Below are 21,187 nucleotides of genomic sequence, written 5' to 3' on the forward strand. Positions count from 1 at the left end.
CATCTTCAATTCTTGAGCGTCACCCGAGCAAGACCGTCAATGTTCCGTTGACAGCATCGCGGCGATCCGCCGGGCCGCCTCCCGGGCCGGCGCCGGCAGTCGCGGTCCGACCCCGGCGAGATCGCCGACCAGGTACGCGGCCAGCGCGAACAGCGGCCCCGGCGCGGCGTCCAGGGCCGACGCGCAGGTGTGGCGCACCAGCGCGGCGCGCCGGAACCGGCCGTCCCAGCCCCGATCCGCCCCGATCCACCGGTCCAGGTCGGCGACGGCCGCCCGCAGCGCCACCACCTCGGCCGACCAGGCCCGGTCCACCCGCCCCAACCGCGCGCGACGGGTCGCCACCAGGCGCTGCCGGCGCTGCTCGGCGGCCTGCCGGCTGCTCAGCCCCAGGGCGTCGGCGATCTGCGCCCAGGTGGCGCCGTCGTGCCGGGCCCGGTCGATCAGCTCCAGCTCCCGCTCGTCCAGCCGGGCCCGGGCGGCCTCGATCTCGGTCAGGCGGGTCAGATCCAGGGCCATCTGTCAACGCTACATTGACAGCTCAGCGGGGCGGTGCGGTGTAGAGGGCGGTCCGGCACCCGATCTCGCCCGGCTCCAACCACACCCGGTCGTAACCGGGCGCCTCGATCCGCCCGGCCGGCGTACGCACCAGCAGCAGGCAGTCCCGCTCCGCCGGCACCCCCACGGCGGCCACCAACGCGCCCTCGTGGGTCGTCGTGTCGACGGTGATCCACTCCTGCGGGAACGCCGCCCGCACCTTGCCCGCCAGCGTCTGCGGGGTGGCCGTGCGCAGCACCGCGGTGAGCCGGGCGCTCCCGTCGTCCGGCACCTTCGGCACCGGCGCGGCGCTGGGCGGTGGGGGAGCGGCCCCGGACGGGCAGTCGATCTCCCGATAGGACGTCTCCCGGTACATCCGCAGCTCGTAGCGGTAGCAGCGGGTGGCCTCACCGGCGCTGTGGCCGGTGTCGCCGAACGAGCCCGCCGAGCGTTCCGGCACGGAGGCGACGAACCGGACGTCGATGGTGGCGTGCTCGTCGCCGGAGACGCGACCTGACCAGGCCAGGGCCTCCCGGCGTACGGTCGAGCCCTCCTCCGGCGGCGCGAGCGGCCGGGCTTCGCCCAGGATCTCGGTCGCGGCGATCGTCGCGGCGTCGCGGGGCCGGTTGCGATCCCCGAGGGCCTCGTTGAGGCTCTTCGCGTCGGCCGTCGCCGCGTCCGCCGCCAGCACGTCACCGCGATGCTCGCCGCACCCGGTCAGCGCCAGCGCGACCATCGTTGCCACGCCGGCGGCCCGCAGGCGCGCCCGCCGTCCGCTCACCCGTCTCCCGTCCACCCGCGACACCCTACCGCCGTGCCGCCGGTAAGGCGGGGGCCCCGGTTAACGCATTCGGTATAGGCGGGGCCCCCGCCTAACAGGTCGACGGAGTGGTGCTCACACGCCGGTGATCGTCCACATCAGGTTGGTGCTGCCGTCCCAGGTCCACTGCTTGACCGGGGAACCGGAGGCCACCTGACCACCGCCGTCGAGCACCAGGCCGGTGGCCCGGTTGGCGATCCGGTAGCGCCCGCTGCCCTGGTCGGTGAGCTGCCACTGCTGGGTGTTGCCGCCGTTCCACGCCGCCTGCTGGGCGTTGGCGCCGTTGGTGGTCTGGCCGAAGCCGTCGACGACCATGCCGTTGGTCCGGTTGACGATCCGGTGGTAGCCGGTGCCCAGGTCGATGAGCTGCCACTGCAGGTTCGTGCTGCCGTCCCAGCTCCACTGCTTCAGCGCCGACCCGGAGGCGACGTTGCCGCCGCTGTCCAGCGCCAGGCCGTTGGTCACGTTGGTGATCCGCTGCCAGGTGCCGGTGCTGCCGCCCAGGGTCGGGATCGCGCCGTTGAAGGTCAGCTTGAGCACGTACGCGGGGGCGCTGAAAGGCGCCGAGGCCGAGGGCAGGGTGATCCGCAGGCCGCCGTTGTCCTGGGTCCGCGTCGGCAGGTTGACGTAGCTGCCCGCGGTGGACCCGAGCAGTTGCACGCCGGCCAGGCTGCTCAGGTTGATCCGGTTCGCCGCCAGGGTGGTGATGTTCACCGAGCTGCCCGGCCAGCCGAGGATCGTCGCGTACAGCACGGTGTTGGCCTTGTTGCGGGTGAACCGGATGTCCTGCGCGGTGCCGGCGCGCGGCGTGCTGAAGGAGCCGCCGCCCATCTGGGTCGGACCCTCGCCGTAGGTGCTCCAGGCCCGGGTGGCGTAGACGGACTCGCCGAAGCGGCGCAGGTAGTCGCCGATGCCGAGCAGGACGGTGCGCTGCCCGCTCGGGATGGTGCCGTCGGCCATCGGCGCGATGTTGAGCACCATGTTGCCGTTCTTGCTGACCCGGTCCAGCAGCGAGTGCAGCATCTGGTTGAGCGAGTAGTAGCCGATGCCCACCGTGTAGCACCAGCTCGAACTGCTGATGCTGTCGTCGGTGAGCCAGTAGGGGTCACGCCGCTCCGCCGGGCCGCCGCGCTCGTAGTCGAAGACCGAGCCGCCCCGCTCCAGGCCGTCCTTGTAGGTGGCGACGACCTCCTTGTCCCAGGCCACCGCCCGGTTGTAGTAGTAGGCCAGGAACTTCAGCCGCTGCGCCTCGCTGATCCGGCCGAGGTTGAAGTCCTGCCAGATCATGTCCGGCTGGGCCTGGTCGATCACCTCGCGCAGCTTGTCGTACCAGAGCTGCTCCTCCGCGGCGGTGCCGAGCTGCCCGTAGAGCTTGCGCAGGCTCGCGTCGGACTGCTGCGGCGCCCACTGGTAGAAGCCGGTGAAGTTGTACGCGTGGTGCATGGCGACCATGACCTTCATGCCCCGCGCACGGATCGCGTCGGTGTGCAGGCGGAGCAGGTCGAGCTTCGGGCCCCGGGCCACCGAGTTCCACTCGTTGACCTGGCTGTTCCACATGGAGAAGCCGTCGTGGTGCTCGGCGACCGGGCCGGCGAACCTGGCGCCGGCGTCGGCGAAGAGCTGAGCCCACTCGTTGGGGTCGAAGGCGCCGCCGGCCGACTTCAGCCTCGGGGCGAACTGGACGAGGTTGCCGGCCTTGTCGCGGGCCCCGTTGATGAAGTTGTGGTACGGCCAGGCCGACGGGTCGCCGTAGACGGACCGGTGGTGGTTGTTCTCGTTCGAGCCGTTGTTGTACATGTTGCGCGGGTACCACTCGTTGGCGTAGGCCGGCACGCTGAACGCGCCCCAGTGGAAGTAGATGCCGAACTTGGCGTCCTGGAACCACTCGGGCGCGGCCGGGTGCTGGCCGACCGATGCCCAGGTCTCGGCGTAGGAGGCCGGCCCGGGGATGGCGGCGGCGGCGGGCAGTGGGCGAGCCACGCCGCCCACGGCGACGGCGGCTCCGCCCGCGCCGAGGGCGGCCAGCAGGGAACGGCGGGTGAGGTGGGGACGGGACATGGTGATCCCTTCGGGGACGGGGTGGTGGGGTGGGGAAAGCCGGCTCAGACATCAGACGTTAGGCGCTGTCATCGGGGGACGTCAATATCCTAGGTGCGGATAGATCGATGGTCGGAAGTGCATACGTCTTATGAATCCGCAGTCGCTGTATGTTCGCGACCGCCCCCGGATTGGACCGGCCCGAGACCGGGTAGGTGTCTGAGCTTCAGTGGGTTTCGATGAGCGGAGCCTTCGCGGCGGAAGCGAGGGACCCCGTGGGCGACGGAGACCGGCACGCCCGGGGCCGACCGTCGACGGCGTACGGCGGCGCCGAGCTGGACCGACTGGGCCTGGTGCTCGTCGACCTGGCCCGCGGCCTGCAGAGCGAGAAGGACGAGCGGAGCACGCTGGACGCCGTCGTCAGGGCCGCCGTCGACACCATCCCCGGCGCCGATTACGCCGCGATCTCCGAGATCAGGGGGCGGCGACGGATCTCCACCACCGCCACCACCCACCAGGTGCCGTGCGACGTCGACGAGGTGCAGTACGACACCGACCAGGGACCCTGCCTGTCGTCGCTGTACGAGGAGACCACCGTGCGGGTGTCCGACGTCGGCGCCGACCCGCGCTGGCCGGCGTTCAGCAAGGGCGTCGCCGAGTTGGGGATCGGCAGCATGCTGTCGTTCCAGCTCTACGTCTCCGACGACAACCTCGGCGCGCTCAACCTCTACGCCGAGCGGCCCGACGCGTTCACCGACGATTCGGAGCAGGTGGGCCTGCTGTTCGCCGCGCACGCCGCGGTCGCCATGTCCGACGCCCGGCAGATCACCCAGCTCACCCAGGCTCTCTCCACCCGGGACGTGATCGGCCAGGCCAAGGGCATCCTGATGGAACGGCACCGGGTGACCGGCGAGCAGGCGTTCCGCCTGCTCGTGCTGAGCAGCCAGCACACCAACACCAAACTGCTCGACGTGGCGCGTCACCTGGTCGAGTCGGGGGAACTCACCGCCCCACGGTGAACGCCACCCGGCTCAGGCGCTGCGGACCGTGGTGAGGTCGGCCAGCCCGGAGATGGTGAGCAGCGGCTCCAGCAGTGGGCTGGCGACCAGTGCGACGCGCTCGGCGTGCGGGAACAGCACGGCCAGGCCGGCGCTGTCCAGGTATTCCACCTTGGTCAGGTCCACCACGAGCGGGTCGCCGTCGGGGCGTACCGCGTCGTCCAGCGCGGCGCCGAAGTCGGCCGCGTTGCTCATGTCGATCTCACCGACCGCGGTCAGCACACGCGTGCCGTCGGGGCCGTCGCTGGTGGTCAGCGTCAGGGCCGTGCTCATCGGATGATCCTTGCCTGCATGTCGACGGTGGTGCCGGTGGCGCCCGGCGTCACGGTGATGCTGTCCATGAGAGCACGCATGAGCACCAGGCCACGACCCCGGCTCGGGTCGGGCGGGCGGTTCTGGTCCCGCCAGTGCCCGCTGTCGGTGACGCTCAGCCGCAACGCGTCGGCGGTCGCGGCGGCGCGCAGCCGGATCCGGCCGCCGGGGCTGTTCCGGTGGCCGTGCTCGATGGCGTTGGCGCACGCCTCACCGGCGGCCACCAGGACGTTGTAGGAGTGGGCCGGGGCCAGGCCGCACCGGTCCAGCCAGCCGCGCAACGCGGTGCGGACCTCGGCCAGGCGCGACGACTCGGCGGGGAAGTCCAGCTCCAGCGGCCCCGGGTGGCGGTAGAGGAGCAGGGCCACGTCGTCGTCGTACCCGCCGTCCGGGGTGAGCCGGTCCATCACCTCGCTGGCCAGGTCGTCGACCGGGACGGACCGGCCTTCCTGGATGGCGGCGGTGGCCCGGTCGATGCCGGAGGTCAGCGGCTGGCGGCGGCGCTCGACGAGGCCGTCGGTGTAGAGCATGAGCGTGGCCCGGGCCGGCACCGTGGTCTCGGCCTCCGGCCGGTCCCGGCCGGTACGGACCGCGAGCGGGCGGGAACGGCCCTGGTCGAGCAGCGCCGACGTGCCGTCGGGCTGCACCACGATGGCCGGCGGGTGCCCGGCGCTGGAGTAGCGCAGCCGGCCGGTCGCCGGGTCGAGTACGCCGCAGAAGACGGTGGCGCACTGCGCGCCCGGCAGCAGCGCGGCGAACCGGTCCAGCGCCATCAGCGTCTGGGCCGGGCTGGCGTCCTGGAGCAGCAGTGCCCGGCAGGCGCTGCGGAGCTGCCCCATCACGGTCGCGGCGCGCAGGCCGTGGCCGACGCAGTCGCCGACCACGATCCCGATCCGCCCGTCCGGCAGCTCGACGGTGTCGTACCAGTCGCCGCCGACCTTGAGCGGGAGCGTGGCGGGGGCGTAGCGCACGGCGAAGCCGGCCGGCAGTTGGGCCGGACCGAGGATCGCCCGCTGCAGGGCCAGCGCGGTCTCGCGCTGCTGGTCGATCTGGTGCACGCGGTGCAGCCCCTGCGCGACGTGGCCGGCGAGCAGCGCCAGCAGGGTCTGGTCCTGCTCGGTGAAGGGCCGCTTCTCACCCAGGTCGATCCAGAGCGCCATGGTGCCGTGCGGGTGCTCCACCGCGATGCCGGCGCCGTGCGTCCGGGTCGCCACCGGCGTCAGCAGCGGTGTGTCGCGCAGCGCGACAAGCGCCTGGCGGCGCGCGTCCGGCAGCGAGTCCCAGCGCAGCAGGGGGTCGGTGGCGGTGACGTCCGGGGCGGGGGAGTCGTCGAAGACGGCGGTGAGCACGGTGGTGGCCCGCCACAGCTTGCGCATCTCGTCCAGCACTCCGCGCAGGGCGTCGGTGAGGTCGTCCGCCTGGGACAGGCGCATGCTGAGCCCGGCCAGCGCGGTCTCGCGCTGCACCGCGTAGTGCTCGTCGGTCACGTCGCGGAACGTGCCCACGATCACCCGGCGGCCGGTGTCCGGGTCGTCGACCTGGTTGAACGCGGCCGCGATCCAGAGACGGTGGCCGTTGCGGTGGGTCACCGGCACGGTGTAGGTGCCCTGGGTCTGCCCGAGCAGCACCGAGAACGCCGCGGACACCTGCCGGTGCGCCTCCGGCTCGGCCTCCGGGTCCGGCCACCACGGCTGCACCGGCGGATAGGGCAGGCCCTCGGGCCCGTAGCCGAGGATGTCGGTGAACGCCGTGTTGATCTCGATTACCGAGCCGTCGGAGTCGCAGACGAAGAACGCCTCCTGCAACGAGTCGATCAACGCGGTGCGCCAGCGGGCGTGGTGGTTGCGCAGTCGAGCCAGCTCCACGTTCGCCCGGACCCGGGCCAGCAGTTCGGCGGCGGGGAACGGCTTGACCAGGTAGTCGTCGGCGCCCGCCTCCAACCCCTCGATCGAGGCCTCCTGCCCGGCGCGGGCGGACAGCAGGAGCACCGGCGTGCCGGCCGTCCGCGGGTCGGCGCGCAGCGCGGCCACCAGTCGCAGGCCGTCGAGCCGGGGCATCATCACGTCGCTGACCACCAGGTCGGGCGGGTGCGTGCGGGCCGCCTCCAGCGCCTCCTGCCCGTCGGCCACCGCCTGCACCCGGTGCCCGGCGGAGCGCAGCAGGCGGGTGAGGTACTCGCGCATGTCGGCGTTGTCGTCGGCGACCAGGACCCGGGCCGCGACCTGCCCCGGCAGGGCCGGCGCCGGCCCGTCGCCCGGCGCCGGGTCGTCCGGGACCACCTCGGCCGCCGGATCGGTCGGCAGCCAGCGCAGCGCCTCCTGCACGAACGGCTCGGCCGCGACCGGGGCCCGACCCGCGCCGGCCGGGGCGAGGGCGTCCGCGGGCAGGTGGGCGGTGCCGAACGGCAGCCGGACGGTGAACTCAGTGCCCCGGCCCGGTGTGCTGGTGGCGGTGATGATGCCGCCGTGCAGCCCGATCAGCTCCCTGACCAGCGCCAGGCCGATCCCGCTGCCCTCGTCGGAACGGGAGCGGGCGTTCTCGATTCGGTGGAACCGCTCGAACAACCGGGGCATCTCGTCCTCGGCGACACCGATCCCGGTGTCGGCGACCCGCAGCACGGCCTGCCCGTCCTCGGCGCGCAGCGTCACCCGGACGGTGCCGTCGAAGGTGAACTTCAACGCGTTGCTGAGCAGGTTGAGCACCACCTTCTCCCACATGGCCGGGTCGATGTGCACCGGCTCGGGCAGCGGCCGGCAGTCGACCTCGAAGGCCAGGCCGGCGCGTTCGATCGCGGAGCGGAAGACGCTGGCCAGGTCGGCGGTGACGGCGGCCAGGTCCACCGGCTGGTAGCGGGCCTGCATCCGGCCGGCCTCGATGCGGGAGAAGTCGAGCAGGCTGTTGACCAGCTTGCCCAGGCGCAGCCCGTTGCGGCGGACCACCTCCAGCTCCGCGCGGACCTGCTCGTCGGCGTCGCGCAGCCGGACCCGCAGCTCGTCGACCGGACCCATGATCAGCGTCAGCGGGGTGCGGAACTCGTGGCTGATGTTGGAGAAGAAGGCGGTCTTGGCCCGGTCCAGCTCGGCCAGCTCCTCGGCCCGCCGCTGCTGGGCCTGGTAGCTGCGGGCGCTGGCGATCCCGGTCGCCACGTGCCCGGCGGTCAGCTCCACGAACCCCCGGTAGCCGTCGTCGAGCGCGCGGTAGCGGTTCAGCCCGGCCACCAGGAAGCCGTACGGCGTGCCGCCCTGCTGGCGCAGCGGCACCAGCAGCGCCTCGGTCGGCGGGTCCGGCCAGCCGCCGGTCGGCAGGTCGGCGAACCCGTCGCCGTCCAGCGGCACCAGGACCGACTCGCCCTCGGTCAGCTCGCCCGTCGGCCAGGGCGTCGTGGCGTCGTCGGGCGACAGCGTCACCGGAGCCGCCGGGTGGCCGGCGGCGACGCCGGTCGCCTCGGCGAGCCGCGCGTCGCCGTCGTCGCCGAACAGGTACGTCAGTGTGAAGGGCAGGTCCCACGGGTTGCGCCCGAGCTGGCGCGCGGCGAAGGCGAGCGTCTCCTGCTCGGTGCGGATGACGCTCGGGTCGGAGCCGAGGTCCCGCAGCGTGGCCATCCGGCGCTCGCCGATGACCCGCTCGGTCTCCTCGCTGACCACGCAGAGCATCCCGACCAGCGTGCCGTCGTCGTCGCGCAGCGGGCTGTAGGAGAACGTGTGGTAGGTCTCCTCCCGGTAGCCGGAGCGCTCCAGGAACAGTCGCAGACCCTCGTCCCAGGTCGCCTCACCGGTGCGCAGCACGGTGTCGATGCGCGGGCCGATGTCGCCCCAGATCTCCGCCCACACCTCGTTCGCCGGCCGGCCCAGCGCCCACGGGTACTTGCGGCCGAGCGTGTCGCGCCGGTAGGCGGCGTTGCAGAAGAAGGTCAGCTCCGGCCCCCAGGCCATCCACATGGGGAAGCGGGAGGACAGCAGGATGCGTACCGCGGTCCGGAGGCTCTGCGGCCAGCCGTCCGGCGCGCCGAGCGGGTGGGCCGACCAGTCGACCCGGGCCAGGTCCGGGCCGATCTCACCGTCGACGGCGAACACGTCGGCACGTGTTCGCGGGTCGGTGCCAGCGCCGGTCATCGCCCGAGTCTCCCTCACCGCGTCGGATCCTGCCCGTCCAGATGGCGCAGCTTCGGGGGGCAAATGCGGGCAGAGGTGGCGTATTGCCCGCCCGATCGGCCTCCCAGCGTCGCTCTCCGCAGTGCTCTTGCCCCCGAGACGGCCATGCCATGCCGCCCCGGCGAGGTCGGAAGCGCCACAGTTCCGCCGGGCGATGCGGACACGGCCGGCGGTGGTCGAGAAACAGCGGCGGCCAGGAAACGACAGCGGCCAGGAAACAGCAAAGGCAGGGAGATCGCTCCCTGCCACTTCTAACGTATACCGCACCCGGGGGCTTGTGGCAAGGCCCGGGTGGTGCCGCAGAATCGTCGGCCGGACGCGGATCGAGCTGGGAAAACGGGGGCGCGGAATGGCCGGACGGTACGTGGTGGGGTTCGACGAGGTCGACGAGACGCAGGGCGCGGTCGTCGGCGGCAAGGGCGCCCACCTGGGGGCGCTGTCGCGGACCGAGGGGGTACGCGTGCCGCCCGGCTTCTGCGTGACCACGGACGCGTTCCGGCTGGCCGTGGCGGGCGTGCCGGCGCTGGACGAGCTACTCGACCGGCTCGCCCGGCCGGGGCCGGACGACCGGGAGGCGATCCGGACGTTCAGCGCGGACATCCGCCGCGCGGTCGAGGAGACGGCCGTTCCGCACGACGTGGCCGCCGCGATCACCGACGCCCTGGCCGGCCTCGGCGACGACGCGGCCTACGCCGTCCGCTCCAGCGCCACCGCGGAGGACCTGCCGACCGCCTCGTTCGCCGGCCAGCAGGACAGCTACCTCAACGTGGTCGGCCCGCCCGCGGTCCTCGCCCACGTCAGCCGCTGCTGGGCGTCGCTGTTCACCGAACGCGCGGTGGGCTACCGCCTCCGCAACGGCATCGACCACCGCGCGGTACGGATGGCCGTGGTCGTGCAGCGGATGGTCGTCCCGGACGCGGCCGGGGTCCTGTTCACCGCCGACCCGGTCACCGGCGACCGTCGGGTCACCTCGGTGGACGCCGGCTTCGGGCTCGGCGAGGCGATGGTCGCCGGCCTGGTGACCCCGGACGTGTTCACGGTGCGCGACGGCGCGGTCGTCGGCCGGACGATCGCGGCCAAGCGGTCGGAGGTGCGCGCCGTGCCGGGCGGCGGGACGCGGGTGGTGGATGTCGACCCGGCCCGCCAGGAGCAGCCGGCGCTGACCGACGCGCAGGTCCTGCGGCTGGTCGACCTCGGCCGGCGGATCGAGGCCCGGTTCGGCCGCCCGCAGGACGTGGAGTGGGCCCTGGTCGACGGCGACGTCCAGATTCTGCAGAGCCGGCCGATCACCACCCTGTTCCCGGTCCCGGCGGCCGGCGACGACGCCACGCACGTCTACCTCTCCGTCGGCCACCAGCAGATGATGACCGACGCGATGAGGCCGCTGGGCCTGTCGATGTGGCGGCTGACCGCCATGGCGCCCATGCACGCCGCAGGCGGGCGGCTCTTCGTCGACGCCACCCGGCACCTGAGCGACCCGGCCGGGCGGGCCGGCTTCCTGGACCTGATGAGGCGGTCCGACCCGTTGACCCTGGACGCGCTGACCACGGTCCTGGACCGCGGCGACGTCGTGCCCACGCTGCCCGCCCCGGGCCCCGCCGGCCCGCCGGCCGGCCTGCCGCCGGCGACCATCGAGACCGACCCGGCCATCGTCACGGCGCTGATCGAGGCCAGCCGGGACAGCATCGCCGCGCTGCGGCGCGACATCCGCACCCGGTCCGGTCCGGCGCTGTTCGACTTCCTGACCGAGGCGTTCGAGGAGCACAAGCGGGTCCTCGCCGACCCGGTCGGGATGCAGGCGATCATGGCCGGGATGGAGGCCACCTGGTGGCTCAACGACAAGCTGGGCGAGTGGCTGGGCGAGCCGAACGCCGCCGACACGCTCACCCTCTCCGCCCCCGGCAACGTCACCTCCGAGATGGGACTGGCGCTGCTCGACGTCGCCGACGTGATCCGCCCGCATCCGGAGGTGGTGGCGTTCCTGCGCCACGTCGAGGACGGCGGCTTCCTCGACGAGCTGCCGAAGCTTCCCGGCGGGCGCGAGGCACGCGCCGCGATCGAGGACTACCTCGACCGGTACGGCATGCGGTGCGTCGGCGAGATCGACATCACCCGGCCGCGGTGGCGCGAGCAGCCGGCCACCCTCGTACCGCTGATCCTCGACCACGTCCGCACCTTCGCCCCCGGCGAGGCCCGGCGGCGTTTCGCGCAGGGGCGGCGGGCGGCGGAGCGCAAGGCCGAGGAGGTGCTGACCCGGCTGCGGGCGCTGCCGGACGGCGACCGCAGGGCCGACGAGACCCGCCGCATGATCGACCGGGTCCGCACCTTCATCGGCTACCGGGAGTACCCGAAGTACGGCATCGTCAGCCGCTACCTCGTCTACAAGCAGGCGTTGACCGCGGAGGCCGACCGGCTGGTCCGCGACGGTGTGCTCGCCGACCGGGAGGACGTCTTCTTCCTGACGTTCGACGAGTTCCGCGACGCGGTACGCACCCGTCGGGTGGACGAGCGGCTCGTCCGGGAACGCCGGGACGCGTACCGGTGGCACCGGACGCTCACGCCACCGCGCGTGCTCACCTCCCACGGCGAGGCGCTCGCCGGGGCGTACCGGCGCGACGACGTGCCGGACGGCGCGCTGGTCGGGCTGCCGGTGTCGAACGGCACGGTCGAGGGGCGGGCCCGGGTGGTGCGGGACCTGGCCCGCGCCGACCTGGAGCCGGGCGACATCCTGGTCACCGTCCACACCGACCCGAGTTGGACGCCCGTGTTCGTGGCCGCCGCCGCCCTGGTGACCGAGGTGGGCGGCCAGATGACCCACGGCGCGGTGATCGCCCGGGAGTACGGCCTGCCGGCCGTGGTGAACGTGCCCGACGCCACCCGGCTGATCCGCGACGGGCAGCGGATCCGGGTGCACGGCTCCGCCGGCCACGTCGAGTTGCTGTCCTGACGCCGGTCAGGCGTCGCCCCGGTCGACCAGGCTGAACGTGGTGTCGATCGGGGCGTCGCCGAGCTCCTGGACGTAGATCTTCTTCTGGCTCTCGTCCCACTGCACCACGCCGTACTTGTCGCTGACGATGGCGTAGGAGGTGCGCCCCTTGTCGTCCTTGCCCTCGCGGGAGATCTCGAACACGGTGGCCCCGGTCGGCTGGCAGTCGGCGCCCACCAGGAACGCGTACCCCTCCGAATCGAGCTTGACGCCCAGGCAGGGGCGGTGCGCGATGTCCGGGTTCACTGATTTGATCATGAAGTCGACACCGACCGGTTCGAGCACGAAGAGCGCGTCCCGGCCGGTCCCGTCGCCGACGGTGAGTTCGCCGTCGAACGGCAGCGAGAGGTCCCGGTCGATCTCCACCACGTGCAGCAGGACCCGGCGCTGCCCGGCCAGGATGGCCCGGGTCCGGTCGGTCGTGGCGGAGGGCGACCCGCTCGGCGTACGCGAGGCCGGCGACGTGGACGGCGATCCACCGGGCGTGGCCGCACCGGCCGTCGTCGCGCCGGCGGCCGGCGAGCCGCTGCGGGTGGGCGTCGCGCCGGTGCGGTCGCCCAGCAGGTCCGGGCCGAACAGCGCCCCGGACACCAGCGTCGCCGTCACCGCCGCGCCGGCGACGAGCCCGACGAGCCGGCGTCGTCGCCGTCGGTCGGCGACGGGGTCCGTCTCGGGCGGGCCGGACCGGTCCCCGTCACCGGCGGCGGCCGGCGGCCCGGTGGTCGCGTCTCCGGTGGCCCCGGGCGTCGCGGCCGCCCGCACGCTCGGGGGGCGGCCGGCGTCCCCGCCCGACGAGGCCGTGGTCAACAGTCCGTCGAGCAGTTCCCGGGCGGTGGGCCGGTCGGCCGGGTCCTTCTCCAACGCCCGGGCGACGAGCGCGCGCAACGGCCCGTGCAGGCCGGTCAGGTCCGGCGGCTGGGTGAGGATCCGCATCGCGGTGGCGGTCGCGGACTCGCCCGCGAACGGGGTGCGGCCGGTCGCGGCGAACGCCACGACGGCGCCCCAGGCGAAGATGTCGGCGGCCGGTCCCACCTGGTTGCCGGACGTCGTCTCGAACCGCTCCGGCGCCATGTACGCGACGGTGCCGACCATCTGGTCGGTCCGGGTGTGCTGGCTGGTCGCCTCGAAGGCGCGGGCGATGCCGAAGTCGATGACCTTGATGCCGCCCGGTGCGACGAGGACGTTCGCCGGCTTCAGGTCGCGGTGGATCACGCCGGCGCCGTGGATGGCGGTGAGCGCGGTCGCCACCCCGACCGCGATGCCGTGCACCCCGGTCGTCGTCATCGGCCCCTGGTCCCGCACCACCTGGACCAGGCTGGGGCCGTCGACGTACTCGACCACCAGGTAGGGCGGCTCGTGGTCCGGGTCGGCGTCCAGCACCTCGGCGGTGCAGAACGGCGGCACCTGGCGCGCGCGGTTCACCTCGCTGCGGAACCGGCCCCGGAACTCGTCGTGGTGCGACAGTTCCGCGCGGACCACCTTGACCGCCACCCGCCGTCCCTGCGGCGAGCGGGCCAGGAAGACGCTGCCCATCCCACCCTCGCCGAGCCGGCCGAGCAGCTCGTACCCACCGAGCCGGACCGGGTCACCGGGGCGAAGCCCGTCGTTCACTCCCGACCTCCGTGGGCCGCGACCGCCCCACGAACCGCCACGCCTGTCACGCGTTCCCCTTCGGACACCCCGACGACCGCCCGCAGCCTACCGTCCGCCCGCGCGGCCTCCGTCGGGTCCGGTGCCGCGCGCGTGGCCCACGTGCCGCGCCGGACGACGCGGCCGCCGTCCCCGGGGTCGGACCGGGAGCGGCGGCCGGGTCGGCTCAGCGGTATCCGGCGGCCACCACGTTGGCCTGCACGGCGTTCTCGGTGGCGTCGGAGGGGTAGCCGGCCACCATGGCCCCCTCGTAGAACGTGCCGACGCTCTGGTTCTTGTTGTCGATGCAGCAGTCGCCGCCGCTGCCCAGGATGATCGCGCCCTGCTTCCGCATCGGGCTGTAGCCGCGGGGCAGCGACCCGTCGTAGAGCGTGTAGAGACCGCCGGACTGCGCGTTGCTGCCCTTGATGGCGAAGCGGGAGGTGCCGTTGTTCTTCAGCGTGGCGGTGACGAACTTGCTGGTGAAGGCCCGCTGGTTCGGGTTCCACGACGAGCTGCCACCGGGGTAGAGACCATATTCGAGATCGGCCTGCACCCAGGGCCCGGTGCCGGAGCAGCCGCCGAACCAGCAACTGGTGCTGAAGTTGATCGCGTCCATCGCGCCGGCCCCGTCGGCCCGGCGGGTGGTCTCGCTGTTGCCGTAGTCGAAGCAGCAACCGCTGTTGACGTGGGTGCCGCTGGTCACCATGTACATGCCCTCCGGCGCGCTGCCGGTCGGGACGCCGGTCAGGTGCCCGTCCCGCCAGTAGCTGCTGTTGCCGGGAATGAACAGCGAGTACGCCTTCGCGCCGCCGACCGTGACCGACTCCCGGTTCGCGACGGCCGGCTGCACCGCGCCCCCGATGCCACCGGATCCCTGGTAGCCGAGGTTGTTGCCCCGGGTCGTCTGGTCGTAGATCCAGGTGATGACGCAGGTGGTGTTGGCGCAGAACGAGTCCTGCGCGGGGGCGTTCGCGGGTCCGCCGGCGCTGAGCGTGGTGATGTCGCGGGTGGTGTTGTCGGAGGAGCGGCGGACCTGGTAGAGCCGGCCGCTGTAGGCGCGGAACAGCGCCCGGGTGGTGCTGTGCGCGGCGACGCAGGGCGTGCCGCCGGCCGCGTAGATGTCGCACGGCGCGTCGCCACCAGGTGGCGGGGTGCTCGGCGGCGGCGTGGTGGGTGGGGTGCTCGTCGGTGGCGTCGTCGTGGGCGGCGGCGTGCTGACGCCGCCGGTGCAGGTGGTGCCGTTGAGGGCGAAGCTGGTGGGTGCCGGGTTGCTGCCGGTCCACGAGCCGTTGAAACCGAAGCTGGTGCTGCCGCCGGTTCCGATGGCGCCGTTGTAGGAGACGTTGGCGGCCGAGACGGCGGCGCCGGTCTGGGTGATGGCGGTGTTCCAGAACTGGGTGACGGTCTGGCCGGCGGTGAAGTTCCAGGTCAGTCGCCAGGAGCCGACCGGGTCGCCGAGGTTGGTGACGGTGACGTTCGCGCCGAACCCGCCGGACCAGGACGAGGTCACGCTGTAGGTGACCGCGCAGCCGGTGGCGGCCACGGCGGGCAGTTGGGTGGCGGCCAGGCCGGCGGCGGTGACGGTGAGAGCGGCAGCGGCGGCGGTCAACGCCCAGCGCGGCCGGGAGGGACGAACCATGGGTGATCTCCTGTGCTCGGCCGGCGTCAGCCGACGGTGACGGTGAGGTTGGTGGGCGGTTGTTCGTGCCGGTCGAGCCGGCCAGGAAGCCGAACGTGGTGGTCGCGCCCGCGACGTCGGGAGATGCGGGACGGCGAAGACATGGCCCGTTTCCTTTCAGGGCGGGGCGGGTGCGGTCGAGGGGGTGCGGCCCGCCGCCGGCAGCGGAGGTCCGGCGGCGGGCCGCGACGCCGTCAGCGGTAGCCGGCGGCGGTGATGTTGGCCTGGACCGCGTCCTCGGTGGCGTTCGACGGGTAACCGGAGGTCATGACGCCCTCGTAGAACGTGCCGGCCGCGCCGTGGCTGTTGTCGCCGCCGATGCCGAGGATGATCGCGCCTTCCTTCTTCATCGGGTTGTAGCCCGCGACGTTCGGCCGCTTGCCGTCGTAGAACGTGGACAGCCCGCCGGACTGCGCGTTGCCGCCCCGGATGGCCCAGTGGTTCGGCTCGCCCTTGACGATCGCGGTGAGGTAGCGGTGGCTGATCGACGGGTCGTTGGCGTTGTAGCCGGGGTTGACGCCGGAGAAGAGGCCGTTCTCCAGGTCGGCCATGATCCAGGGGCCGTTGCCGGTGCCGTACCCCCAGACCTTGATGTTGCCGAAGTAGATGGCCTCCATGGTGCCGTTGCCGTTGTCGCGGCTGTTGGTTTCGGCGTTGCCGTAGTCGAAGCAGCAGCCGCCGTTGTAGTGGGTGCCGTCGAAGATGGCGTACATGCCTTCGGGTTGGTCGCCCTTGGCGATGCCGTTGGTGGTGTTGTCGCGGTAGCCGGTGCCGGGCGCGACGAACACGCCGTACGCCCGGTGCCCGAGCACCGTGGTCGGTGCCGCCTTCGCGTCGGCGAGGTTGTCGTACCCGCCCGGGGCGGGGCCGGAGAACCCGCCGGGGGGCGCCTGGGTGAGGTGGTTGCCGCGGGTCGTCTGGTCGTAGATGACCGTGATCAGGCAACTCGTGTTGGCGCAGAAGGAGTCCTGCACGGCGGAGTCCGCCGGGCCGCCGGCGCTGAGCGCGTTGATGTCCCGGGTGGTGTTGTCGGAGGCGCGGCGGACCTGGTAGAGCCGGCCGGTGTAGGCGCCGAAGAGCGCCCGGGTGGTGCTGTGCGCGGCGACGCAGGGGGTGCCGCCGGCGGCGTAGATGTCACAGGGGCCGTTGCTGCCCGGGGGTGGGGTGGTGGGTGGTGGCGTGGTGGGTGGCGGGGTCGTGGTGGGTGGGGTGCTGACGCCGCCGGTGCAGGTGGTGCCGTTGAGCGCGAAGCTGGTCGGTGTGGGGTTGCTGCCGGTCGCGGCGCCGTTGAAGCCGAAGCTGGTGCTGCCGCCGGTGGGGATGCTGCCGTTGTAGGAGACGTTGGCGGCGGTGACGGCGGCGCCGGTCTGGGTGAGCGTGGTGTTCCAGTACTGGGTGACGGTCTGGCCGGCGGTGAAGGTCCAGGTCAGTCGCCAGGAGCTGATCGGGTCGCCGAGGTTGGTGACGGAGACGTTGGTGTTGAAGCCGCCCGGCCAGGAGGACGAGACGGTATAGGTGACCGCGCAGCCGGTGGCGGCGGCGGCGGGGAGTTGGGTGGCGGTGAGGCCGGCGGTGGTGAGGGTGAGCACGGCGGCGGCGGCGATCGACGCCGCCCGTAGGCGGGAATGGTTGGTGGGTCGCACGGGGACCTCCCGGTCCATCAGTGGGGTGGCGACGCCCGGCTGAGGCGAAATGAACGCTCACATCATTCGTATGATGTATATGACGCGCGACGGATGGCTGGTTGTCGACCCCTGCCGTCCCTCGGTCACCTGCGTGCCGAGCAGCACCGGCCTGCCCTGGACCGGTGGTGGTGCGAGGTGGTGAGCTCCCGGTGCCGTCCCGGAGGAGGCACCCACCAATGTTTGCGTTAACATATGATGCCTGTCAATGGGCGAAGCTGTTTCGACCAGCCGTCAGCGCGCCGTCGAGGCCGGTGGCGGCCAGGCGGCCGGAATCCGCTCCAGCACCCCGCCGGCGAACACGTCCCGCAGGCCGAGCGGCTTCAGATGGACGTACCCGATGTGGCAGTCGCAGACCGCGGCGTCGCACCCTCGGGGCTTCAACGCGGCCCGCCACGACCCGTCGTACAGGTTGCCGATCGGGGTGGGGATGAAGTGGCAGCGGCGGACCGTGCCGTCACCCAGCACCGAGACGGCGGTCTCACCGGCGTGGCAGGGCCGGCCGAGCGACAGGTGCGGCCGGACGCTGTAGCCGAAGTGCGGGTCCAGCGCGGTCCAGGTCGCCTCCTCCACGGCGTCGTAACGGCGGCCCTCGGCCGCGTTGACCCACAGGTAGACGGCCGGCGGCAACGCGGCCCGCAGCGCCCGCGCCTCGTCGAGGTGCTCGGGCAGGCCGACCACCCCGACCGAGTACCGGACGCCCAGCTCGGTCAGGCGCGCGCAGCGGCGCAGGAACCGCGCCCGCTCGACCTGCCCCGGGTGGTAGGTCGCCCAGAGCGCGGCCGAGCCGGGATCGGCGTCGGCCAGCCAGTCGACGCGGGCGGCGAGATTGGTCTGGATGACCACCCGGTCCACGTGCGGCAGGTGGGACAGCGACGTCATCGCGTCCCGGTACCAGCTCCGGGTCAACCCCTCGCCCCAGGGCGTGAACAGCACCGACAGCCGCACGTCGGTGGTCGCGGCCACCCACCCGGTGAACCGGGCCAGCGCCGCCCGGTCGGCGCGCAGCAGCTCCGGCGGGTCGCGCCGCTTGGCGAACGGACAGTAGGGACAGTCGTAGTTGCAGCTCGCCAGTGGCCCCCGGTAGAGGACGGACAGGTTCATCGCAACGCGTACCCGGTCATCGCGTGCCGCACCTCGGCGGAGGTCAGCCACGGGCCGACGGCGTCGGAGCGGGCCAGCCCGGCGTCGGTGAGCCGTAGCCCGCCGTCGGTGGCCCAACCCCGCTCGACCAGCCGGCCGAGCTGGGGGAAGTCCTCACCCGGCGGACGCCCGAAGCGCGCCCGGTAGGCGCCGGCGTCCACCCCGTCGGCGCGCAGCAGCGACGTCAACAGCCAGCGGCGGCGCTGCTCCGCGCCGTCCAGCCGGAAACCGAACTCGGCGTACGCGAAGTCGTCGGCGGGCCGGCCGAGGTAGTCGTCGAGCACCGCGCGCACCTGCGTCACGCTCACCGCGTAGTCGAAGGAGTAGTGCAACGCGGTGGTGTAGGAGCGGGCCCCGCAGCCCAGGCCGACCATGCCGTCGTCCTGGCAGCAGTAGTCCGGGCCGTCCGGCGCCGGCACGTCGGCGCGGCGGAACTGCCGCATCGACTCCTGTCGGTAACCGGCCGCGCCGAGCGTCTCCACCGCCTGCCGGTAGAGCGCGAGCCGCTGGGCGTCCCAGTCGGCGCGGGCGTGCGCGCGCCGGCCCAGACCGGTGAGCGGGCGGACGTAGAGCGGATAGAGGAACAGCTCCTCCGGCCGCCAGGCCAGCGCCGCGTCCAGGCTCTGCCGCCAGGTGTCGGCGGTCTGCCCGTCGATCCCGTAGATCAGGTCGATGTTCAGCGACGGGATCCGGGCGTCCCGGATCGCGGCCAGCGCGGCCTCCACCTCGGCGCGGCGCTGCGGCCGGCCGGCGGCGCGGGCTTCGGCGTCGAGGAAGCTCTGCACGCCGATGCTCACCCGGGTGGCGCCGTGCGCGGCGAGCACCGCGAGCCGGTCCGGCGTCGCGGTGGCCGGCGAGGTCTCCACCGACAGCGGTACGCCCGGCAGGCGCGCGCCGATCGTGTCGGTGGCGACGGCGAACAGCTCGGCCAGCTCGTCGGCGGTGAGGTAGGTGGGGGTGCCGCCGCCGAACGCCGCCCGGGCGTACCCGGCGTCGTCGCCGAGCGCCTCGGCGACCCGCTCGGCCTGTCGACGCACCTGCCGCAGGTACGCCGTGACCTGCTCCGCCGGGGCGTTCGCGCGGGTGAACAGGTTGCAGAAGCCGCACCGCATCTCACAGAACGGCACGTGCAGGTAGAGGAAGAGCGCGTCGTGCGCCTCACCCCGCCACACGTCGGCCAGCCGGGGCCGGGGACGCAGCGGCCGGTAGGAGGTCTTGTGCGGGTAGGCGTAGAGGTACTGCTGGTAGGCGGAGCCGTCGAGGCTCGGATCGGTGCTGGTCACCATTCTCCCGGGTGCAGGGTGAAGTCGGCGTAGGGGACGGTCCACACCACGTCGTGGCCGATCCGGTGGCCGGTGTGGCCGTCCTCCCCGTAGGCGGTGCCGTGGTCGGAGCAGACGATCGTGAACACCGGCCGGCCCCGCCCGGTGACCAGGCGGAACAGCCGGTCGACACGGCCGTCGACGTATTCCAGCGCGGCGGCGTGACTGGCCCGGCTGTCGGTCTCGGCGCCCGGCAGGTGGTGCCGGTTGGGCTGGTGCAGCGCGGCCACGTTGAGGAAGGTGAACAGCGGACGGCGCGCCGGCACCCGGGCCAGCACCTCCGCCAACCGGTCGAGCTGGGCGTCCAGGCAGGTCGGGGACGTGACCCCGAACTCCGGCTCCCAGTGCGCCTCGGTGAACAGGCCGGGCAGCACCGAACCCAACGGACTGTGCCGGTTGAAGAAGCCCACCCCGCCCAGGCACAGCGTGTGGTAGCCGGCCCCGGCCAGCGCGGTCGGCAGGTCCGGGGCGTCGAACACCCACGTGTCGGCGCCGGCCGTCTCGCTGCCGGGAAAGGCCGCCGCGAAGCGCCGCTCGTGCCGGCCCGGCCCGGCCGGAGTGGGCAGGAAGCCGGCGAAGAACGCGTGGTGCGCGGCGTAGGTGAAGCTGGCCGGGGAGTGCCGGCGCTCCCACCGGCCACCGGGCAACACCCGGGCCAGGCGCGGCGTCCGCCCCGCCGCGGCCAGCTCGGCCGCCACGTCGTAGCGCAACGTGTCCAGCGTGACCAGGAGCAGGTCGTGGTCGCCGATCAGGTCGCGCACGCGGTCACCTCCGCCCGCCGCCGCCACCGGCCGGTGGTCAGCGCGTGCACCTGCTCGGCGTAGGCGTCCCGGCCGTCGACGAGCACGCCGGGCAGCAGGTCGCCGAACGCGTTCACCTCGGCGACCGCGTGCCGACGCCACCCGGTGCGGAACATCAGGTCGACGCCGACGTGCAGCGAGCCGCGGAAGCAGGCCGCGACCCGCTCGCAGGTCTCCATCGCCGCCGACCAGGCCGACGCGCCGGCCGCGGCGCGCAGCGCGGCCAGGTCCCCCCGGGCGTTGCCGAGGTGCAGGTTGGTCAGGGGACCGCGGGCGGCCCGGACCACCGCGTGCGTGGGGCGGCCGGCGACCACCAGCACCCGCACGTCGACCACCCGGTCGCCCAGGCCGGCCTTGGGCAGCCACCGCTCGACGTGCAGCCCGTCGGGGGCCAGCCGGTCGACGATCGCGGCCACGGCCGCCTCGTCGGTGAGCCGGCGCACCCGCAGCGAGTTGAACAACCCGTCCGGGGTGGCCTCGACCGTGGTGTCGGCCTGCACGCCGCGCGGACCGACCGCGAGCGCGAGCACCCCGGCGGCCGACGAGCCGTGCGCGGGCTTGACGAAGACCCGGTGCCAGCCGGCCGCGGCCATCGCCTCGCGCAGCGCGGCGTAGCCGCCGACCGGAGGCAGCGCGGCCGGCACCGGCACGCCGGCCGCCGCCAGCACGGCGTGACAGCGCCGCTTGTCGCACAGCACGGCCACGTCGTCCGGATGGTTGAGCAGCTCCGCGCCGCCGGCGGCGACCCGGGCGAGGCCGGCGACCAGACCGGCGTACGCGTCGGCGAGGCCGACCAGCTCGCCGTGCCGGGCGGCGGTGGGCGCGCCGCGCAGCAGCCGGTCGACGAGCGGGTCCTCGCCGGGGGAGTCCACCCGCACCAGCGCGCCGGCCGGCGGCGGCGCGGCCCCGGTCAGCACGTCGACCCAGGGCAGCACGTCGGGCGCCGGCAGGCCGGCGTCGCGCACCGCCCGGTCGAACAGCGCCACCCGGCGGTTGGCCGGGTTGCCCACCACGGTCAGTCGCATGTCACCT

Annotated in this window: 14 protein-coding genes; 2 read left to right on the top strand and 12 right to left on the bottom strand. The window is 73.4% G+C overall.

Going from position 1 to position 21,187, the window contains the following annotated elements:
* Positions 1-36: 36 nt before the first annotated feature.
* The 3 genes from H1D33_RS06555 to H1D33_RS06565 form a co-directional block, all read right to left on the bottom strand.
* The gene (locus H1D33_RS06555) at positions 37-516 is read right to left on the bottom strand and encodes a hypothetical protein (protein WP_181568925.1); all 480 of its coding nucleotides are present in this window, start codon (positions 514-516) and stop codon (positions 37-39) included.
* Between the two features lie 22 nt (positions 517-538).
* Positions 539-1,330 carry a hypothetical protein gene (locus H1D33_RS06560; RefSeq protein WP_246411597.1) on the bottom strand — a complete coding sequence of 264 codons (792 nt, stop codon included), beginning with the start codon at positions 1,328-1,330 and terminating at the stop codon, positions 539-541.
* A gap of 99 nt (positions 1,331-1,429) precedes the next feature.
* On the bottom strand, positions 1,430-3,412 hold the full coding sequence (locus tag H1D33_RS06565) for an alpha-L-fucosidase (RefSeq protein WP_181568924.1): 1,983 nt from the start codon (positions 3,410-3,412) through the stop codon (positions 1,430-1,432).
* A gap of 254 nt (positions 3,413-3,666) precedes the next feature.
* Here H1D33_RS06565 and H1D33_RS06570 point away from each other — a divergent pair, with 254 nt between their 5' ends.
* Positions 3,667-4,410 (top strand): GAF and ANTAR domain-containing protein, encoded by a 744-nt coding sequence (locus H1D33_RS06570; RefSeq protein WP_220138688.1) that lies wholly within the window; start codon positions 3,667-3,669, stop codon positions 4,408-4,410.
* Between the two features lie 12 nt (positions 4,411-4,422).
* Here the strand turns inward: H1D33_RS06570 and H1D33_RS06575 are convergent, their stop codons facing one another.
* Positions 4,423-4,722: an STAS domain-containing protein gene (locus H1D33_RS06575; protein ID WP_181568922.1), complete on the bottom strand. Its 300-nt coding sequence runs from the start codon at positions 4,720-4,722 to the stop codon at positions 4,423-4,425.
* The gene (locus H1D33_RS06580; RefSeq protein ID WP_181568921.1) at positions 4,719-8,873 is read right to left on the bottom strand and encodes a SpoIIE family protein phosphatase; all 4,155 of its coding nucleotides are present in this window, start codon (positions 8,871-8,873) and stop codon (positions 4,719-4,721) included. Before H1D33_RS06580 ends, H1D33_RS06575 begins: the two co-directional genes overlap by 4 nt.
* A gap of 388 nt (positions 8,874-9,261) precedes the next feature.
* On the opposite strand from H1D33_RS06580, the gene rph reads away from it, so the two are divergent.
* Positions 9,262-11,859 carry a rifamycin-inactivating phosphotransferase gene (gene rph / locus H1D33_RS06585; RefSeq protein ID WP_181568920.1) on the top strand — a complete coding sequence of 866 codons (2,598 nt, stop codon included), beginning with the start codon at positions 9,262-9,264 and terminating at the stop codon, positions 11,857-11,859.
* A 6-nt stretch (positions 11,860-11,865) separates the two neighbouring features.
* Here the strand turns inward: rph and H1D33_RS06590 are convergent, their stop codons facing one another.
* From H1D33_RS06590 to H1D33_RS06620, 7 genes are all read right to left on the bottom strand, one after another.
* On the bottom strand, positions 11,866-13,509 hold the full coding sequence (locus tag H1D33_RS06590) for a serine/threonine protein kinase (RefSeq protein WP_181568919.1): 1,644 nt from the start codon (positions 13,507-13,509) through the stop codon (positions 11,866-11,868).
* Positions 13,510-13,714: 205 nt separating this feature from the next.
* On the bottom strand, positions 13,715-15,169 hold the full coding sequence (locus H1D33_RS06595; RefSeq protein WP_181568918.1) for an arabinofuranosidase catalytic domain-containing protein: 1,455 nt from the start codon (positions 15,167-15,169) through the stop codon (positions 13,715-13,717).
* Positions 15,170-15,402: 233 nt separating this feature from the next.
* A complete protein-coding gene (locus H1D33_RS06600; protein WP_307755363.1) occupies positions 15,403-16,851 on the bottom strand; it encodes an arabinofuranosidase catalytic domain-containing protein in 1,449 nt (482 codons plus the stop codon).
* A gap of 273 nt (positions 16,852-17,124) precedes the next feature.
* On the bottom strand, positions 17,125-17,994 hold the full coding sequence (locus tag H1D33_RS06605; RefSeq protein WP_181568917.1) for an STM4011 family radical SAM protein: 870 nt from the start codon (positions 17,992-17,994) through the stop codon (positions 17,125-17,127).
* On the bottom strand, positions 17,991-19,316 hold the full coding sequence (locus H1D33_RS06610) for an STM4012 family radical SAM protein (protein WP_246411595.1): 1,326 nt from the start codon (positions 19,314-19,316) through the stop codon (positions 17,991-17,993). The genes H1D33_RS06605 and H1D33_RS06610 overlap by 4 nt, the downstream gene beginning before the upstream one ends.
* Complete coding sequence (locus tag H1D33_RS06615; protein ID WP_181568915.1) at positions 19,313-20,116, bottom strand: STM4013/SEN3800 family hydrolase; 804 nt, start codon at positions 20,114-20,116, stop codon at positions 19,313-19,315. Before H1D33_RS06615 ends, H1D33_RS06610 begins: the two co-directional genes overlap by 4 nt.
* The gene (locus tag H1D33_RS06620) at positions 20,104-21,180 is read right to left on the bottom strand and encodes an STM4014 family protein (RefSeq protein ID WP_181568914.1); all 1,077 of its coding nucleotides are present in this window, start codon (positions 21,178-21,180) and stop codon (positions 20,104-20,106) included. Before H1D33_RS06620 ends, H1D33_RS06615 begins: the two co-directional genes overlap by 13 nt.
* Positions 21,181-21,187: the final 7 nt, after the last annotated feature.

It is taken from the genome of Micromonospora ferruginea, assembly GCF_013694245.2.
GTDB lineage: Bacteria > Actinomycetota > Actinomycetes > Mycobacteriales > Micromonosporaceae > Micromonospora > Micromonospora robiginosa.